14 protein-coding genes are annotated in these 17923 nt (G+C 63.6%); 9 read left to right on the top strand and 5 right to left on the bottom strand.

From position 1 onward, the window contains the following. Positions 1-3 precede the first annotated feature (3 nt). Together IB277_RS22605 and IB277_RS22600 are read left to right on the top strand one after the other, a co-directional pair. Positions 4-1215 carry an amidohydrolase/deacetylase family metallohydrolase gene (locus tag IB277_RS22605; RefSeq protein ID WP_060529006.1) on the top strand — a complete coding sequence of 404 codons (1212 nt, stop codon included), beginning with the start codon at positions 4-6 and terminating at the stop codon, positions 1213-1215. Between the two features lie 22 nt (positions 1216-1237). Next, positions 1238-1753 carry a RidA family protein gene (locus IB277_RS22600; protein ID WP_051659103.1) on the top strand — a complete coding sequence of 172 codons (516 nt, stop codon included), beginning with the start codon at positions 1238-1240 and terminating at the stop codon, positions 1751-1753. A gap of 15 nt (positions 1754-1768) precedes the next feature. Here the strand turns inward: IB277_RS22600 and IB277_RS22595 are convergent, their stop codons facing one another. Then, positions 1769-2575 (bottom strand): IclR family transcriptional regulator, encoded by an 807-nt coding sequence (locus IB277_RS22595; RefSeq protein WP_034787939.1) that lies wholly within the window; start codon positions 2573-2575, stop codon positions 1769-1771. A gap of 202 nt (positions 2576-2777) precedes the next feature. On the opposite strand from IB277_RS22595, the gene IB277_RS22590 reads away from it, so the two are divergent. Both IB277_RS22590 and IB277_RS22585 read left to right on the top strand, forming a co-directional pair. Beyond that, positions 2778-3977 carry an aminotransferase class V-fold PLP-dependent enzyme gene (locus IB277_RS22590; protein WP_192371855.1) on the top strand — a complete coding sequence of 400 codons (1200 nt, stop codon included), beginning with the start codon at positions 2778-2780 and terminating at the stop codon, positions 3975-3977. Positions 3978-4024: 47 nt separating this feature from the next. Continuing rightward, positions 4025-5860: an ABC transporter ATP-binding protein gene (locus IB277_RS22585; protein WP_060529008.1), complete on the top strand. Its 1836-nt coding sequence runs from the start codon at positions 4025-4027 to the stop codon at positions 5858-5860. Positions 5861-5953: 93 nt separating this feature from the next. On the opposite strand, the gene IB277_RS22580 is transcribed toward IB277_RS22585, so the two are convergent. Next, positions 5954-6430 (bottom strand): Lrp/AsnC family transcriptional regulator, encoded by a 477-nt coding sequence (locus IB277_RS22580; RefSeq protein ID WP_034787587.1) that lies wholly within the window; start codon positions 6428-6430, stop codon positions 5954-5956. A 142-nt stretch (positions 6431-6572) separates the two neighbouring features. Here IB277_RS22580 and IB277_RS22575 point away from each other — a divergent pair, with 142 nt between their 5' ends. The 5 genes from IB277_RS22575 to IB277_RS38970 all read left to right on the top strand — a co-directional run bounded on the left by IB277_RS22575 (position 6573) and on the right by IB277_RS38970 (position 14305). Then, complete coding sequence (locus tag IB277_RS22575; protein ID WP_060529009.1) at positions 6573-7592, top strand: 1-aminocyclopropane-1-carboxylate deaminase; 1020 nt, start codon at positions 6573-6575, stop codon at positions 7590-7592. A 50-nt stretch (positions 7593-7642) separates the two neighbouring features. Beyond that, the gene (locus tag IB277_RS22570) at positions 7643-10030 is read left to right on the top strand and encodes a 1-deoxy-D-xylulose-5-phosphate synthase N-terminal domain-containing protein (RefSeq protein WP_060529010.1); all 2388 of its coding nucleotides are present in this window, start codon (positions 7643-7645) and stop codon (positions 10028-10030) included. Positions 10031-10191: 161 nt separating this feature from the next. After that, positions 10192-10947 carry an alpha/beta fold hydrolase gene (locus IB277_RS22565; protein ID WP_060529011.1) on the top strand — a complete coding sequence of 252 codons (756 nt, stop codon included), beginning with the start codon at positions 10192-10194 and terminating at the stop codon, positions 10945-10947. Positions 10948-11179: 232 nt separating this feature from the next. After that, positions 11180-12364 (top strand): glycoside hydrolase family 5 protein, encoded by a 1185-nt coding sequence (locus IB277_RS22560; protein WP_034787610.1) that lies wholly within the window; start codon positions 11180-11182, stop codon positions 12362-12364. Between the two features lie 117 nt (positions 12365-12481). Continuing rightward, positions 12482-14305 carry an adenylate/guanylate cyclase domain-containing protein gene (locus IB277_RS38970; RefSeq protein WP_159415697.1) on the top strand — a complete coding sequence of 608 codons (1824 nt, stop codon included), beginning with the start codon at positions 12482-12484 and terminating at the stop codon, positions 14303-14305. Between the two features lie 57 nt (positions 14306-14362). Here IB277_RS38970 and IB277_RS22550 read toward each other — a convergent pair whose 3' ends face one another. From IB277_RS22550 to IB277_RS22540, 3 genes are read right to left on the bottom strand one after another with little or no spacing between them, the layout of a single operon-like run. Continuing rightward, positions 14363-15208, bottom strand: coding sequence for a sugar phosphate isomerase/epimerase (locus IB277_RS22550; protein WP_060529013.1), 846 nt, complete (start codon positions 15206-15208; stop codon positions 14363-14365). Next, complete coding sequence (locus IB277_RS22545) at positions 15205-16515, bottom strand: DUF6005 family protein (RefSeq protein ID WP_060517727.1); 1311 nt, start codon at positions 16513-16515, stop codon at positions 15205-15207. The genes IB277_RS22550 and IB277_RS22545 overlap by 4 nt, the downstream gene beginning before the upstream one ends. Beyond that, a complete protein-coding gene (locus IB277_RS22540) occupies positions 16512-17792 on the bottom strand; it encodes an AMP-binding protein (protein WP_060604470.1) in 1281 nt (426 codons plus the stop codon). The genes IB277_RS22545 and IB277_RS22540 overlap by 4 nt, the downstream gene beginning before the upstream one ends. Between the last annotated feature and the right edge of the window lie 131 nt (positions 17793-17923).

The following is a 17923-nucleotide window of genomic DNA, read 5'->3' as shown; positions in this document are numbered from 1 at the left end:
GTCATGACGAACGCAACATCGAACGCCGGTCCGGTGCTGATCCGGCAGGTGAAGCCCGTCGCCTTCGGCATGGCCGCACCGGCTGAAACCACCGACATCCTGGTCGACGGCGAAGGCCGCATCGCAGCCCTCGGCCCGAACCTGGAGGCATCAGGCGACGTGCGTCGCATAGAGGGCAAGGGCGCCTGGATCTCGCCCGGCTGGATCGACCTGCACGCCCACGTCTGGCACGGCGGCACCGACATTTCTGTGCGCCCGCAGCTTTGCGGCATGGAGCGCGGCGTCACCACTATCGTCGACGCGGGTTCGGCCGGTGAAGCCAATTTCCACGGCTTTCGCGAATACATCATCGAGCCGTCGCGCGAGCGCATCAAGGCGTTCCTCAATCTCGGCTCGATCGGGCTTGTCGCCTGCAACCGCGTCAGCGAACTCTCCGACATCCGCTCGATCGACATCGACCGTATCATCGCCTGCTACCAGGAAAACCGCGAGCACATCGTCGGCCTGAAGGTGCGCGCCAGCCACGTCATCACCGGTTCCTGGGGCGTGACGCCGGTGAAGCTCGGCAAGAAGATCGCCAAAATCCTGAAGATCCCTGTCATGGTGCATGTCGGCGAGCCGCCGGCGCTCTATGACGAGGTTCTGGAAATCCTCGGGCCCGGCGACATCGTCACCCATTGCTTCAACGGCAAGGCCGGTTCCAGCATCATCGAGGACGAGGACCTGTTTGAGCTTGCCGAACGCTGCGCCGGCGAAGGCATCCGCCTCGACATCGGCCACGGCGGCGCCTCGTTCTCCTTCCGCGTGGCGGAAGTGGCGATCGCCCGCGGTCTGCTCCCCTTCTCGATCTCCACCGACGTGCACCTGCGCAGCATGAACCAGTCCGTCTGGGACCTGGGCACCACCATGTCGAAGCTCTTGAGCGTCGGCATGCCTTTCGAAAAGGTGGTCGAGGCCGTGACTCAAGCGCCCGCCTCGGTCATCCGCCTGCCGATGGACAATCTGCTTACCGTCGGCGCCCGCGCCGAATTCACCCTCTTCGACCTCGTCGATAGCGAGCTTCGGGTCTTCGATTCACTCGGCGCCGAAGCGCACCTCAACCGCCTCTTCGAGCCGCGCTACGCGGTCATGGGCACCCACGTGGTTGCCGCCAATCGTTACCAGCCGCAGCATATCGAGTGCCCGGACCACAGCCACGGCTTCAGCTACCGCTAAGCCAGGGCGACAGAATACAGAAATGACAGGACAACGCGTGAACAGTATGGACCCGAAAAACGACAGCCCCGTCGCTGTCTCACCCTACGAACGCCTTCAGGCCCTCGGCATCAACCTGCCGCCTGCGCCGCCGCCGATCGCCAATTTCGTGACGCATGTGCGCGAAGGCAACATCCTGTATCTCTCCGGCCAGGGCCCACGCGAGCCCGACGGTCATCTCTACGCCGGCAAGGTCGGCGGCGATGTAGATATCGACAGCGCCTATGACCACGCACGGTTAACCGGCATCAACCTGCTTGCGGTCATGCATGATGCGCTCGGAGACCTCGGAAAGGTCAAGCGCATCGTCAAGATCCTGGGCATGGTCAATGCCGTTCCGGATTTTGCCGAACATCCGCGCGTCATCAACGGCTGCTCGGACCTGATGATGGACGTTTTTGGAGCGGCCGGCAGCCATGCGCGCTCGGCGGTGGGTTTCGGGTCGTTACCCGGCAACATCACCGTCGAGATCGAGGCGATCGTCGCTCTGCACGAGTGACGACGGGAGGTCGGATCAGTGGCTGCGCCAGCCCATCATTTTTTCGATCCGCTCGGCGGAAACCCTGACGTGATCGGCGTAGAACGCCCGGTCGTCGAGGATTTTCTGCTCGGGCAGGACGATCGAGATCGTGGCAGCGCAATTGCCCTTATCGTCGAGGATCGGGGCTGCGACGCAGGCGACGGCATAGTCGGATTCGCCCGCCTGGATCGACAGCCTTGCGGAAAGCGCGCTTTCAGCCTGGGCGGAGAGCGCGGCCGGATCGATATCGGCGCGGCCGGTCGGCGAGGTTCGTGCGCAGCGGCGGAACAGCTCCAGCCGTTCGTCGGCGGGCAGATGCCCCACCAGAAGACGGCCCGACGCCGTCCAGTTGAGCGGCACGCGGGTACCGACGCGCGAGGTCACCTGGAAATGGCCGGGACCATCGGCCATGGCGAGCACCTGCATGTAGTCGCCGTCGCGGCCGCAAAGCTGGATCGTCTCGGCAACTTCACGGCCGAGGTCGTGCATCTCGCGGGTGGCGACGCCGAGGAAATCGAGCGAGCGGGCATAGGCAAGGCCATAGTGATAGAGCCGGTCGCCGAGCCAGACGAGCCCATCGGCATCGCGGCTAAGCAGGTTCTTTTCGACCATGTCGTCGACGATGACATAAGCGGTCGACAGCGGCGCGCCGACAGCCTTGGCAATCGCGTAGACGCCACTCGGGGAACCCGTCTCATAAAGGAAATCGAGCACCTGCAAGGCGCGATCCATGCCGCTCACGCGCGAGCGGCGCGGCTTGCCGGTCGTTTCCATATCGTCGGTCGGCTCGACGCCGGTCATCGTCTTGTCCACTGCTTCACTCCTGCACCGCTCGAAGGGCGTGCTGCCGGTAAAATCTCGGCTTCCGCTGCCGCCGCGCCGCCGATGGCGGCCGCGTCAGATAGCGCAAAGCCTCACTCATACTTCATTACTATGGTAGATATTCCGCGAAGACGGAATAGTCTACCCGCTTCGACCGCCAGAAAATCATATGGAGACCACTATGCCTGACCGTGACATTCGCGAAGCTCTCGGACTTCGTCCCGTTATCAACGTCTCCGGCACGATGACCAGCCTCGGCGCATCGATCGTGGTCCCGGAAGCGATCGCGGCCATGACAGGCATACTGCCGCAGTTCGTCGAGATCAACGACCTGCAGCGCAAGGTGAGCCCGGTGATTGCTCGGCTGACGGGTGCCGAGGCCGGCTTCATCACGGCGTCCTGCTCCGCCGGCATCAGCCTCGCCATTGCCGGCACCATGACCGGAAGCGACCTTGCCGCCATCGAGCGCCTGCCGGATACGACCGGCCTCAAGAATGAAGTCATTCTGCAGATGGGCCATGTGGTCAGCTACGGCGCGCCCGTCGACCAGGCGATCCGGCTTGCCGGCGCCAAGCCGGTGATCGTCGGCCAGGCGACGTCGGCCTATCGCTACCATATCGAAGGCGCGATCAACGAGCGCACCGCTTGCGCCGTCTACGTCGTCTCGCATCACGTGGTGCAATACGGTCTCGTCGGCCTCAGGGAATTTGCCGAGGTCTGCCATTCGAAGGGTGTGCCGGTCATCGTCGACGCCGCTTCCGAATACGACCTGCGCATCTTCCTCGATGAGGGCGCCGACATCGTGCTCTATTCCGGCCACAAGTTCCTGGGCGGCCCGACCTCCGGCATCGTCGCCGGCAAAAAGGAAATGGTGCGCAACACCTTCCTGCAGAACCTCGGCATCGGCCGCGGCATGAAGGTGGGCAAGGAAAGCATGCTCGGCGTGATGGCGGCACTTCAAGCCTGGGAAACCCGCGACCATGCCGGCATCCGCGAGCGCGAAACCGGTTACCTGAACCTCTGGCGCGAGACGCTCGACGGCCGTCCCGGCATCAAGCCGGTGATCGAGGCCGACCCGACCAACAACCCGCTCGACCGGCTGCGCGTCAACATCGACCCGCAGGAAGCCCATATCACCGCCTGGGATCTCGCCGATGCGCTGGCCCGCGGCGCGCCGCCGATCATCGTGCGAGACCACGAGGCCGAGCACAATTACTTCTACCTCGACCCCTGCAACCTGCATCCGGGCCAGGAGAAGATCGTCGCCAGCCGCCTCGCCGAGGAGCTCGACAAGGGGAGAGCCTCGAACGAGATCATCGCCACGTCGCTCGCCGAACGCAACGCACGCCGCTTCGCCGGCCTGCTGCGCTGGCCCGACTGACCCGACGACCAACTACGATACGCGCAGCATCTGACGGAGGAAACGAGATGACCGAGACCAAAGCCCAGCCGGACCGTTCGACGGCGCCCGTTCTCTCCGTCGAGAACCTGACGACCTCGTTCCTGGTCGACGGCGCCTGGAAGCCTGTCGTTCGGGACATATCGTTTACCGTCGCGCCCGGCGAAACCGTGGCGATCGTCGGCGAATCCGGCTCGGGCAAGAGCGTCACTTCGCTCTCGATCATGCGGCTCCTGCAGAAGGAGACGAGCCGCGTCGAAGGACGGGTGATGATGGGCGGTCGCAACATCCTCGACCTGCCCGAGAGCGAGATGCGACGCGTGCGCGGCAACGATGTCGCGATGATCTTCCAGGAGCCGATGACCAGCCTCAATCCGCTGTTCACGATCGGTGACCAGATCTCCGAGGCCCTTCTCTGCCACAGGCCAATGTCGAAGGCCGACGCCCGGGCGGAAACCATCCGATTGCTCGAAAAGGTCCGCATTCCCTCCGCCGCCTCGCGCTTCGACGAATACCCGCACCGCTTCTCCGGCGGCATGCGCCAGCGCGTGATGATCGCCATGGCGCTCGCGAGCCGGCCGAAGCTCCTGATCGCCGACGAGCCGACGACGGCGCTCGACGTCACCATCCAGGGCCAGATCCTCGACCTGATCAAGGTGTTGCAGGAGGAGGAAGGCACCTCGGTGCTCTTCATTACCCACGACATGGGCGTGGTCGCCGAAATCGCCGACCGCACGGTGGTGATGTTCCGCGGTGACGCGGTCGAGACCGGCAACACCGAGGACATCTTCCTTCGGGCGAAACACCCCTATACCCGCGCACTGCTCTCGGCCGTGCCGATGCTCGGCTCGATGAAGGGCGAAAGCCAGCCGATGCGTTTTCCCGTGATCGACGCCGCGACCGGGCTGCCTTCGGCGACGGCGGAAGCCACCGATACGGTCCAGGCCGGCCGCAAGCCGATCCTCGAGGTCAAGAACCTCGTCAAGCGCTTCGACATCCACGCCGGCTTGCTCGGCAAGCTCAAAGGCCGCGTCCACGCCATCGAGAACGTCTCCTTCAGTCTGCAGCCGGGCGAGACGCTGTCGCTCGTCGGCGAATCCGGCTGCGGCAAGTCGACGACCGGCCGGGCCATCATGCGGCTGATCGAGCCGGAAAGCGGCTCCGTGGCGCTCGACGGCCAGGACGTCCTCAAAATGGATCGCAGGCAGCTGCGCGAAATGCGCCGCACCATGCAGATGATCTTTCAGGATCCTTTCGCGAGCCTCAATCCGCGCATGACGGTGGGCGCCGCGATCGCCGAACCCTATCTCGAACACAAGCTCGGCACGGCACGGCAGGCGCGTGAGAAGGTCGCCGACCTGCTCGAACGCGTCGGACTGCAGGCCGACATGGCCGCCCGCTACCCGCACGAGTTCTCCGGCGGCCAGCGCCAGCGCGTCTGCATCGCACGCGCCTTGGCGCTCGACCCGAAGCTGATCGTCGCCGACGAGTCTGTTTCGGCACTCGACGTCTCGATCAAGGCACAGGTCATCAACCTCTTGCTCGACCTGCAGGCGAGCCTCGGCCTTGCCTATCTTTTCATCTCGCACGACATGGCCGTCGTCGAGCGCGTCAGCCACCGGGTCGCCGTGATGCATCTCGGCGAGATCGTCGAAATCGGCTCGCGTGCGCAGGTTTTCGAGAATCCGCAGCATCCCTATACGAAGAAGCTGATGGCCGCCGTCCCAATCGCCGATCCGACCCGTCGCCATGCGCGCCGCAATGTCGCGAGCGACGAGCTGAAGAGCCCCTTGCGCGCGCCCAACTACGTTCCGGAAACGCGGCGCTATCAGCAGGTCGCAGACGATCACTTCGTCCAGGTCTGACCGGGTTGCACCTATCGGGCCGCATCCGGCACGCTGAAGACGTACCGGGTCTCGCGTGCCCTTCGATGCGAAAGGCCAATCGTTCGACGACCGTCAGAACGGCAGCCGGGCGTTCTCCTTGACTTCCTTCATCACAAAGAAGGTGCGCGTCTGGCGTACCCCCGGTAGCGCAATCAGCTTCTGACCGTGCAGTTTGTTGAAGTCCGCCATGTCTCGGACCCGGATTTTCAAAAGATAGTCGAAGTCGCCAGCAACGAGATTGCAGTCGAGCACTTCCTTCATCTCCAGCACCGCGCCCTCGAAGGCCGCAAAGCTCTCGGGCGTCGAACGATCGAGCACAACGCCGACCATCACCAACGCTCCGAGACCGACCGCTGCCGGCGCGACCTCCGCCCTCACACCGGTGATATGACCCTCTTCGAACAACCTCTGTGTTCGCCGATGACAGGTCGCCGGACTGACGTTTACCCGCTCGGCAAGGTCGGCGTTGGTCAGCCGTCCTTCGGATTGCAGGGCACGCAGGATCTTGAGATCGATCCGGTCAAAATCATCATCGGAAGAATCTTTCATTATGCATCCCGTTTATTGAAGAAAATCAAAACTTGATCGGAACTCTATTCTATCCAGCGAAATTTGAACAGCAATTTAGAGAGCACCTTTCACGAGACTTCGCCTATCCTTTTCCTACAATTTCCACACGGAGGCCTGGATCATGTCACTGCTTGAGAAGTTCGAACGCTACCCCCTCACCTTCGGCCCGACGCCGATCGAGCATCTGCCGCGACTGACGGCGGCGCTCGGCGGAAAGGTCGCGATTTACGCCAAACGCGACGACTGCAATTCCGGCCTCGCCATGGGCGGCAACAAGCTCCGGAAGCTTGAGTATATCGTGCCCGACGCAATCGCTTCGGGCGCCGATACGCTGGTCTCGATCGGCGGCGTGCAGTCGAACCACACCCGCATGGTCGCCGCCACTGCTGCCAAGATCGGCATGAAATGCGTCGTCATCCAGGAAAAATGGGTGCCGCACTATGATGCGGTCTATGACCGCGTCGGCAACATCCTGATGACACGGCTGATGGGGGCGGACAGTCGACTCGTCGACGACGGTTTCGACATCGGTATTCGGAAGAGCTGGGAAGATGCGATCCAGTCGGTTAAGGATGCCGGCGGCAAGCCCTACCCGATCCCGGCCGGCGCCTCGGTGCACAAGTATGGCGCACTCGGCTACGTCGGCTTTGCCGAAGAGGTGGCGGCACAGGAAAAGGAGCTCGGCTTCACCTTCGACTACATCGTCGTCTGCGTCGTCACCGGCTCCACCCAGGGCGGCATGATCGTCGGCTTTGCCGCACAGGACCGCGCCGATCGGGTGATCGGCATCGATGCATCGGGCACGCTCGAGCAGACCCGCTCCCAGGTTCGAAGGATCGTCGACTCGACGGCCGAACTGGTTCGCCTCGGCAGGGCGATCCGCGAAGACGAGATCGTGATCAATCCCGATTACGCCTATCCCGCCTATGGCGTACCATCCGAGGAAACCAACGAGGCGATCCGGCTCGCGGCTCGCACCGAAGCGATGATTACCGACCCTGTCTATGAGGGCAAATCCATGCAGGGGATGATCGACCTTACCCGCAAGGGATTCTTCCCGGAGGGGTCTCGCGTTCTCTACGCCCACCTCGGCGGCGCACCGGCGCTCAACGGCTACAGCTACTACTACAAGGACGGCTGAGTCCTTGGCCTAGACTGTCACCTTACGTCCTTCTCCATCGGAACCTGGCGATGACCGACACGACCCATCTGAAGACCATTGAAAAGCGCCTGCTCTGGCTCTCCCACTGGATGATCCATCACGCCAACCACATCCGGCCGAAGGTCGACGGCATCAAGACTGGGGGGCATCAGGCCAGCTGCGCCTCGGTCGTCTCGATCATGACCGCGCTCTATTTCTCGGCGCTCAGGCCGGAGGATCGTGTTGCCGTCAAGCCGCATGCGGCGCCGGTCTTCCACGCGATGCACTATCTGATGGGCCGACAGACGCGCGAGAAACTTGAGAACTTCCGCGGCTTTGGCGGGGCGCAGAGCTATCCGAGCCGGACCAAGGATGTCGACGATGTCGATTTTTCGACCGGCTCCGTCGGACTCGGCGTCGGCATCACCGCGCTCGCCTCGATCGTCCAGGATTTCGTCCGTGCCAAACAATGGGGCGAGGGCAAGATCGGCCGCATGGTCGCGCTCGTCGGCGATGCCGAGCTTGACGAAGGCAACGTCTACGAGACGCTGCAGGAGGGCTGGAAGAACGACCTCAGGAACTGCTGGTGGATCATCGACTATAACAGGCAGTCGCTCGACGGGATCGTGCGCGAGGGCCTGTTCGAGCGCGTCGAGAAAATCTTCGACGCCTTCGGCTGGGACGTGGTGCGGGTGAAATATGGCGTGCTACAGCGCGCGGCCTTTGCCGAACCGGGCGGCCAGAAGCTGCGCGACTGGATCGACGGTTGCTCCAATCAGGACTATGCGGCGCTGACTTTCATGGGCGGTGCCGTCTGGCGCAAGCGGCTTGCCGACGATCTTGGCGACCAGGGTGACGTCTCGGCGCTCATCGAGCGGCGCAGCGATGCCGAGCTTTCAGCGCTGATGGAGAACCTCGGTGGCAACTGCGTCGAGACGATGGCCGAAACCTTCGCAGCGATCGACCATGATCGGCCGACCTGCTTCCTTGCCTATACCATCAAGGGCTGGAGCACGCCGATTGCCGGCCACAAGGACAATCACGGTGGCCTGATGACGACGACCCAGTTCGCCGAATGGCAGGCGCATATGGGTGTCGGGCGCGGCGAGGAATGGGAGCCTTTCGCCGGAGTGGCGGATCGTCAAGCGCTCCAGGCGTTCCTCGCCGCGGTCCCTTTCTTTGCCGAAGGCATACGCCGCCACGCCGAGCACCGGCTCGAGGTGCCGCCGATCGCGTTTGAGACCCAGCGCGAGGTGTCGACGCAGATGGCCTTCGGCAAGATCCTCGACGATCTCGCCAAGGGCAAGTCGGACCTGGCCGAACGCATCCTCACGACGTCGCCCGATGTCACCGGCACCACCAGTCTTGGCGCCTGGGTCAACCGGCGCAAGCTCTTTGCCCGCCAGCCGCTCGCCGACGCCTTCATCGAGCACCGCATTCCATCGACGGCAAAGTGGGAGTTCACTCCGGAGGGCCAGCATGTGGAACTCGGCATCGCCGAGATGAATCTGTTCCTATTGCTCGGCGCCGCCGGCCTCAGCCATTCGCTCTTCGGGAAAAGGCTGATCCCGATCGGCACTGTCTATGACCCCTTCGTCTGCCGCGGCCTCGATGCGCTCAACTATGCCTGCTACCAGGACGCCCGCTTCATGATCGTCGGCACGCCCTCGGGCGTGACGCTGGCGCCCGAAGGGGGCGCGCACCAGTCGATCGGCACGCCGCTGATTGGGATCAGCCAGGACGGACTGGCAGCGTTCGAACCAGCCTTTGCAGACGAACTCGCCGTCATCATGGAATGGGCCTTCGACTACATGCAGCGCGATGGCGACAACGATCCGGACGAGCGCACCTGGCTGCGCGACGAGACCGGCGGCTCCGTCTATCTGAGGCTCACCACCAAGCCGCTCGAACAGCCGCTGAAGCGCGTCGACGATGATTTTGGCCAGGGTGCAATCGACGGCGCCTATTGGCTGCGCAAGCCAGGGCCAAACTGCGATGTCGTCATTGCCTACCAGGGTGCGGTGGCCGACGAGGCGATTGCCGCTGCCGGACTTATAGGCGAGGTCCGCCGCGACATTGGCGTGCTCGCCGTCACCTCGGCTGACCGTCTCAATGCCGGTTGGACGGCCGCCCAGCGCGAACGGGCCCGTGGCAACCCCCGTGCGAAAAGCCATATCGAGCGGCTGCTCGATCCGCTGCCCGGCCACTGCGCGATCGTCACCGTGCTCGATGGCCATCCGGCAGCGCTCTCGTGGCTCGGTGCCGTCGCCGGCCACCGCACCATCGCGCACGGCGTGGAACATTTCGGCCAGACCGGCACGATCGGCGATCTCTACCGCCACTTCCGGCTCGACCGCAACGCGCTCGCGGCATCCGCAATGGCGCTGACGGCAGGCCGGCGAACCGCTGCCGGACAAGCGGCTCTCCTCTTCCCATAGTTCAGCAATCGCCGTCCGAACTATCGAAGACGCACCATCATGCGCCGCGGACCCCGCGGCCAGAGCATGCGTGCGCCTCTCAAAATCCAGAAGCGTCACCCGAAGAAGGCGCCGCTTGTCGGGGAACAATCACTCCGCTCTCAAGGAAAGGAAACCTAAGAATGCGAAAGATGAGAATCCTGGCTGCCACACTCCTGGCTTTGGCGGCGGCCCCGCTTGGGCATGCCCTGGCCGAACCCGTCAAGAATGTCGTCATCGTGCACGGCGCACTCGCCGACGGCTCGAGCTGGCGCAAGGTCTTCGACCTTTTGACCACCAAAGGCTTCACCGTCACGGTCGTCCAACCGCCGATGACCTCGCTTGGCGACGATGTCGCGGCAACCAAACGCATCCTCGACCTGCAGGACGGCCCATCGGTCCTCGTTGGCCACAGCTATGGCGGCATGATCGTCACCGAAGCCGGGACTTCCGAAAACGTCGCCGGCCTCGTCTATGTCGCAGCCTTTCAGCCGGATGCTGGCGAAACTCTGCTTGACCTGGCAGCCAGGAAGCCGGCTGCAACCAAGGGCATCGCGGCAACGGACGACGGATATCTCTATCTCGATCCGGAAGTCTTCGCCGCGGACTTCGCCGCCGACGTTCCCGAGGTAGAAGCCCGTTTCATGGCTCATTCCCAGGTCTTCCCGGCAAAATCTGCCTTCGAGACGAAGATCACGGTACCGGCCTGGAAGGGCAAGAAGAGCTGGGCGCTGATTGCGACCGAAGACCGGGCCATTCATCCGGACTTGATGCGGACGATGGCCAAGCGTGCCGGCAGCGATACGGTCGAGGTCAAGGCAAGTCATGCGGTCTTTCTGTCCCAGCCGGCCGCCGTCGCCGAACTGATTGAGAAGGCGGCGACAGCGCTTTCCGACTGATCGCGAAGATATCCAGGCAAGCGGGCCTCGCAGCGGATCACTGATCCGCTGCGAGGCCTTTTTCTCGCGAAGAACGAAACCGCTAGGCATCAGTCACCGCCAATGGGTTTCGCAAACTCGCTTTGAACCCTGACGCTGTTCCCCAGGGAACTTCAGCGAAACGATCCGCCGGTAGGTTGGCCGCGCCAAACCAAGAGCCGCGAAGGCCAAGAACTCCAGAAGGACCGACCGAATGCGCCTGATTGCCTCCGCCCTCCTCGCTTGCAGCCTTGCGGGCTCCGCCAGTGCCGCCGATCTCATCACCTTCTGGGATAAGCCGCAGCATGGCGGCAACAGCTTCAACCGGCTGCCTCCGGACGACGCCTATTTCAGGGCCTTGGCCGGCTACGGCGCCACCTGGGTGCGCCTGTCCTACGACAAGTGGGAGCCGGCCAAGCGCGACTATCTGATCGGCGACGCCGACAAATACGAAGGCATACCGGCGGCAGACCTCAAGACGCTGAAGGAGACCCTCGACCGGGCCGACAAGGCGGGCCTCAAGGTCGTCATCGCGCCGCTGTCGCTGCCCGGCATGCGCTGGGCGCAGAACAACGGCAACCGGTTCGACGGCCGTCTCTGGCAGGACAAGATCTGGTGGGGCCAGGCAGCAGCCTTCTGGCAGGATCTGGCCCGCGCGCTGAAGGATCATCCCGCGGTCGCCGCCTACAACATCGTCAACGAGCCGGCGCCTGAAAAGAGGAACGGCCTTGCCGAACATGCCGACCGAAAGACGATGCAAGCCTGGTACGGCGACCAGGCGGGCAGCGCCTCGGACCTCAGGGCCTTCTACAAGACGGTGATCGCCGCCATCCGGGCGGTCGACCCGGCAACGCCCATCATGGCGGATGCCGGCTGGTATGCGGCTGCCGACGCCTTTTCCTATTGGCCGGCAGCGCTCACCGACCAGAAGGTGCTCTACAGCTTCCACATGTATGAGCCCTATGCCGCGACCAGCGCACCGAACATGAAGCGCGACAAGCCCTACGCCTACCCCGGCAAGGTGCCCTTCGGCGACGGCGAGGAGACGTGGGACAGGGCCCGGGTCGAAGCCTATCTTGCAGAGCCGGTGCGATGGGCAAAAGACAAGGGCGTGCCGCTCAATCGGCTGGTTGCCGGCGAGTTCGGCTGCATGCGCCTGTGGTCCGGCTGCAAGACCTATCTCGAGGACGTGTTGACCGCGCTCGACAGGGACGATCTGCACTGGGCCTTCTACAGTTTCCGCGAGGATGCCTGGGACGGCATGGACTACGAGCTCGGCGCGAAAAAGGTCGGCTGGAAATACTGGCAGCAGATGGAGGCCAACGAGCGCGACACGACGCCGCGCAAGGCGACCCCGGAGTTCGAGCCGATCAGCCGGCGGCTGCAAGGGACAGATTGACGCAGAACGGGAAAGGCCGGCGCACGCTTGGAAAAAAGCCCAAAACAGCTAGAAGAGGGTGCATTCCTTGCGGGGCCGCGCGAATGGCGAGCACCTGCTGCAACATGAGGCATGCTGGTGCAGACGACCAAGGCGACTAACGCCGAAACACCCAACCGAACCATCTCCCTGTCGCGCACCCTGGCGATCGTGATGGCAGCCCTGGTCGCCCTGACCGCAGCCGTTATCCTCTCGGTCGTCTGGTTCATGTCAGCGGGCACGACCCGCGACCTGCTCGTGCAATCGGCGCATCTCGGCCTGGAGGCGGTGCAGACGCAAATCGGCAGCCGCTTCTCGCCTGTGGAGGATCAGCTCGCCTTTCTGGCGCGAGAGGTCGGTGCCGGCCGCCTCGACCCGAAGGATTCGCCGAAGTTCGAACGCGTGATGACGGGCGCTCTGGCGGCAACGCCGCAAGTTCGAGTACTCTCTTTCGTGAAGCCCAACGGCGATATCATCGGCGTTACGCAGGGTCCAAAGGGTGTCTTTTCCTATACCGACCAGGTCACGAGCGACAACGAGCGCGCGGAGATCGAGGAAGCGCGGCGCAGCGGCACGCCTCACTGGGGGCCCGTCTATTTCGTACCCGATCCGGCGATACGCACGTCAGTCACGAATTTGCAGCAACCGGCAAACCACAACGGTGAATTTGCCGGCGTTTTCCGTGCCACGATAACGGTCGACACCATGTCCGACTTCCTGCGCCAGATTGCCGTCTCGAACCCGGGGGCGACGCCCTTCGTCCTCTACGGCCGCGACCAGGTTCTCGCCCATCCGCTGATGGCCGCGGGACATCCGCTCCTTTCGGCGGAGCATCGGTTGCCGAAGCTCGACGAACTGGGCGACCCTTTTCTCGCCGCACTGTGGAAAGAACCGGCCGAGACCTTCGACGATTCGGACATGGAGATACGCGCGGTCAAGCTCGGGGACGACGGACGGGTCGTCCTGACGCGCGAGATCCGCGGCTACGCTCCCTCTCCGCTCATTATCGGTGTCGAGGTTCCGATCGAAGCGGTCGAGAAGCCGGTGTGGGACCTGCTGCGGGCCGGCATTGCCGGCCTCGCGGTGCTGTTCGTCGCGATCGTCATCGCGTGGGTTGTCGGTCGCCTGATCGTTCGCCCGGTCACCAGCATGGCGCGTGAGGTCCGTGCCGTCGGCATGCTCGATTTTGCCGCTCTGCGGCCGCTTCCCGGCAGCCTCTTCACCGAACTCGACGAGCAGGCTAAGGCCTACAACACGATGCTGACTGGGCTGCGCTGGCTTGAGACCTATGTGCCGAAGAAGCTCGTGCGCCACCTGATCGGTCGTGAGGACCTGGCATCCACCCAGCGCACCGTCACCATCATGTTCACCGATGTGGTCGATTTCACCGCGACGGCAGAAAAGACCAGCGCCGGCGACGTGGCGGCACTGCTCAACAGCCACTTCGATCTGCTCGGCCACTGCATCGAAAGCGAAGGCGGCACCATCGACAAGTTCATCGGTGATTGCGTCATGGCCTTCTGGGGCGCACCCGACGCGCAAATGGACCATGCAGATCGGGCAATCCGGGCAGCGCGGGCGATCGCCAAATCGATCGCCAGCGACAACGCCGAGCGACGCCTAAAGGGCCTGCCGCCCCTCAGGGTGCGCATCGGTATCCATTCCGGGTCGGTCGTTGCCGGCAATATCGGCATGACCGGTCGGTCGGCCTATACGATCGTCGGCGACACGGTGAACGCCTGCAACCGGCTGGAGCAGCTCGGCAAATCGATCGCGCCAAGTGAAGAGGTAATGATCCTCCTGAGCGGCGAAACCTTCGGTCTGGTGGCTGATGACGATCGCTCCGATCTCGCCCAGCTCGGCAAACATTGTCTGGCCGGCCGAAGCGAAGAGACCGAGATCTACAGGCTTCAGACACAATAGGCCCCGCGCCGACACGAGCCGGCGCGCAGACCTCCGGGCCATCATGATGCGTAACGCCTATTGGCCGGCGGCCCGGCGGTTCGGCTCGGTCCCGTCAACCGCCTCGCGGACCTGCCTGCGATCGCGACGCAGGGTCTCGAAACAATCGTTGCCGAACCATTCAAGCGACGCGTCGACCGACGGCTCATCGGCGATCTCCGTCAGGAACCGTTCGTAGTCGACAACCCCTTCGAAGAGCGGCGTCATCCCGCGCCGGCTGCCGGCCGCGGCATAGACATTGGCCGGCTCGAAGACGGAAAGTTCTGCCCGGCCGACGATGTTCTTCAGGTGGTAGTGGCGAATGTGCGGTTTCATCGCACGGTGCACGGCGACCGGGTCGTCGCCGCCTTCCCAAACATGCAGCGTGTCGAAATTGATGGCGAAGGAGGGATGGTCCACCTCTTCGATGAGCCGCATCGTCGAGGCCGCCGTGTCGGCGAGCGTCTTCGGATGCGTTTCGACAAGCAGCTGGATGCCGTAGCTTGCGGTAATGGTGCAGATCTCCTTCAGGCGCTCGACAATCTCCCGCCGCTCGTCAGCGCTGACGTCAAGGCTGCCACGGCTTCCCGCGAAGGTGCGGATCTTGCGGGTGCGCCACCGGCGCGCCAGTCGGCAAAGCTCGACCGCCTTGTGCCGCAGCGCTTCCACGTCGCCGTCGAGCGGCAGGTAATCGCTGATCATCGGCACCGAGAGGCCGTAGCCGTCGAGCCATTCGGCGTTGCGATCCGCGCGCGGCGAGAGGTTGCGCGCATGCGCGCCCCAGAGTTCGATACCCTGGAAGTCGTTGGCCTCGGCCCAGGCGGCGATCTCGTCGAGCGAGATCAGATGGTGGCGGAAAGTGATGGTGCAGAGCGAAACTCTCATCGCGCAATTCTCTTCAAGGGACGGATTTCCTGGGGGATGGCAAGATCGCACCAGAGATCGAAGACCTCTGCGAGCTTGACCTTCAGCTTCGTCTCCAGCCGGTCGGCTTCGTCGAGACGCTCGATGACGGCGCCCAACAGCGAGCGATCGCCTGTCTGGGCGAGCTTCATGCAGGCGTAGTGCAGCGTCTTCAGCGACTGAACCAGCGCCTCGATCTCCCCGCACCAGCCCTCGAACTCGGCGGCCGGCAACTTCAGCGCCCGCCAGTAGAAGGCAAAGCCGTGCTCATAGGCGTATTTTCGGATGGTGATAACAGGCAGTTCCCGCACCGCGGCGCCGAGATCAGTGAGTGCGACACCGTTCGTCCCGTCGAGATGCGCGGCGACTATCGCTCTGACGGCATCGACCAGCGGATTGCGGTCCCGGACGAAGCAGGCCTCGAAATAGGCCCTCAGATCTTCGGCAAACGGCGCGCGCGCCTCGGCATTGTCGAAGACATAACCGCCGCCGACAGTCGGCTGCATGATGGCGTGAACGACCTTCTCGCGGGCAATCTCGCCCTCCCAGCGATAGTCGGGATCGTGCACGAACCATGTGTCGGGATCGGCCGTTTCCTGCAGCATCAGATAGTGCGGGAAGGGGTTCTGGTTGAACTTGTTCTCCCGCTCCGGCAGGTGGAACATGTCGAGCATGACCATGACCGAGCCGGTTTCGCCGCGCTGTTTCATCAGCCCGAGCAGCACTGCGAGGTTGTCGAGCTTGGTGCGCTGCGGATCGTACCACTCGACGACGGAAACGCCGTAAAGCCGCTCGAACCAGCCACGGAAGAATTCCTGGGTGATATCGGGCGCATGATAGAGAAGCTCGAAACGCTCGCTGACCGCGAACTTCGCGTCCCAGACACCGAAATAGAACGGCCGCTGATCGAGCCCGTTTCGCTTCAGGCCGTCCGAGACGCAACTGACGAAGCAATGGACCTTGATGTCGTAATAGGCCTCGCCGTGCACCCCCTCGTCGGTCGTCCCGCCGGTGAGCGGAAAGGCGGGCACGATGGCGGCGGTCGGCTTCGGCACATAGAGCGCGACGAGATCGGCGACCGTTTCGATCTCCTGTTTTGCGATCGCCTCTTCCGGCACCGACAACCCGTATTCGAGCTCGAGATTGAGGAAGATTTCGAGGATCAGCACGGAGTCGAGATAGAGATCTTCGTTGAGACGGGCATCGAGGCCGAAGCCGTCCATATGTCCATGCGCCATTTTGTCGGTCAGGACGGCCTCGATCGCCGCCAGAACTTCGCTTTCGGTCATGATGCGGCTCCCGCAATCGGTTTGTTGAATTCGCCTGCCAGATGACGGGCCGCGACATCGCGGCGGCTGATTTTGCCGTTCGCCTGGCGCGGAACTGCATCGATCTGCAGGATTTCCATCGGCAACTGGTGAGATGCGAGGTGTCGGCTGCACCATTCGCGCACGGCCTGCGGCGCCACCGGCGCCTCGGCGCTAAAGAGCAGCGCCACGCGCTCGCCGGCAAAACGATCGGCCTTGCGGAAGGCCACGGCGTCGGTGACCGCCGGCATCGCCATGACGGCATCCTCCACGTCCTTCGGATAGACGTTGAGGCCGGAGACGTTGATCATGTCGTCCAGGCGGGAAACGAAGACCAGCATGCCGTCGGCGCGCCGGTAGCCGAGGTCACGCGTGTGGATCGGCGCGCCGTCGCCGTTGCTAACGACGATCTCACCCGCGTCCTCGGCGCTGTTGCCGGTGGCGGCGATCAGATGCGGCAGGACGAAGCCCATGTCACCGGCGGAAGTCACATCCGGATTGATGGCGATGCAGCCGGATTCCGAGCAGCCATATTGCTGGAACATGAACCGGCTCTTGGTGCGAATGTCGGCAAACCACGGATCGGGAAGCAGCGTGCCCGACGTCATCGTCGCGTGGATCTGTTCGCCCGCGGGCGTCAGCCGCGCCAGCGTGTGCAGGATCGCCGGCGAGGAATAGAGCAGCGGCCGTTCGATCTCGCGCAGCACCTTCAGGAGATATTTCGGGTTCGCGGTGTTGACGATGACCGGCGTCTGCCCACGCTTCAGCGCCACCAGGATGCCGCAGATCAGCCCGTAGGAATGGGTGGTCGGGCAGGCGACGACCGGCGTCATGTCCTCCGGTTCGCGGAAGGTGGCGACATAGCTTTCGATCTCGGCATCGATTTCCGTCCAGTTGCGCGCCACGCATTTCGGCGCGCCCGTCGTTCCGGAGCTCATCTGCAACAGCGTGCCCTCAGCCGAAAGCAGGTCGGATGGTTCGAGAACTTCGGCCGTCAGGCTGTTGTAGAACAGCCGGTCGCAGCCGGCGCCGATCGCGAGCTTGCGCGCGGCCGGATAGGGTGTGCCCGGATGGATCGGCAGCACGCTCGCGCCCGCCTTGCGGATGGCAAAGAACAGAGCCAGCCAATCGACCGTCTCCGAGAAGCAGACGGCGTAGCGGCCGGTGTCCTGTGCGCCAAGGCCGATCTCGGCTGCGAGTTCGGCCGATCTGGCGCTGAAATAGGCCTCGTCATAGAGCCTGTCATCGATACGGATCATGGCTTTCTCCAATGAAAGAACGCAAGGGGCAGAACGCCTTGAGTTGGCGGCTTTCCTTGGGTTCGGTTTTGTTCTGACCGGCCTTTTTGCCGATCGGCTCAATGGTCTTCGTTCCGCTGGACAGGGCCGTC

The organism is Ensifer sp. ENS07 (assembly GCF_014852185.1).
Taxonomy (GTDB): Bacteria; Pseudomonadota; Alphaproteobacteria; order Rhizobiales; family Rhizobiaceae; genus Ensifer; species Ensifer adhaerens.
The sequence above is the reverse complement of the archived record's forward strand: the minus strand, read 5'-3'. Positions and strand labels throughout refer to the sequence as shown.

Bases quoted from the DNA above. Each gene is read 5' to 3' on its own strand.
- IB277_RS22605 (WP_060529006.1), top strand. From the start codon at position 4: ATGACGAACGCAACATCGAACGCCGGTCCGGTGCTGATCCGGCAGGTG.
- IB277_RS22600 (WP_051659103.1), top strand. From the start codon at position 1,238: ATGACAGGACAACGCGTGAACAGTATGGACCCGAAAAACGACAGCCCC.
- IB277_RS22595 (WP_034787939.1), bottom strand. From the start codon at position 2,575: ATGACCGGCGTCGAGCCGACCGACGATATGGAAACGACCGGCAAGCCG.
- IB277_RS22590 (WP_192371855.1), top strand. From the start codon at position 2,778: ATGCCTGACCGTGACATTCGCGAAGCTCTCGGACTTCGTCCCGTTATC.
- IB277_RS22585 (WP_060529008.1), top strand. From the start codon at position 4,025: ATGACCGAGACCAAAGCCCAGCCGGACCGTTCGACGGCGCCCGTTCTC.
- IB277_RS22580 (WP_034787587.1), bottom strand. From the start codon at position 6,430: ATGAAAGATTCTTCCGATGATGATTTTGACCGGATCGATCTCAAGATC.
- IB277_RS22575 (WP_060529009.1), top strand. From the start codon at position 6,573: ATGTCACTGCTTGAGAAGTTCGAACGCTACCCCCTCACCTTCGGCCCG.
- IB277_RS22570 (WP_060529010.1), top strand. From the start codon at position 7,643: ATGACCGACACGACCCATCTGAAGACCATTGAAAAGCGCCTGCTCTGG.
- IB277_RS22565 (WP_060529011.1), top strand. From the start codon at position 10,192: ATGCGAAAGATGAGAATCCTGGCTGCCACACTCCTGGCTTTGGCGGCG.
- IB277_RS22560 (WP_034787610.1), top strand. From the start codon at position 11,180: ATGCGCCTGATTGCCTCCGCCCTCCTCGCTTGCAGCCTTGCGGGCTCC.
- IB277_RS22550 (WP_060529013.1), bottom strand. From the start codon at position 15,208: ATGAGAGTTTCGCTCTGCACCATCACTTTCCGCCACCATCTGATCTCG.
- IB277_RS22545 (WP_060517727.1), bottom strand. From the start codon at position 16,515: ATGACCGAAAGCGAAGTTCTGGCGGCGATCGAGGCCGTCCTGACCGAC.
- IB277_RS22540 (WP_060604470.1), bottom strand. From the start codon at position 17,792: ATGATCCGTATCGATGACAGGCTCTATGACGAGGCCTATTTCAGCGCC.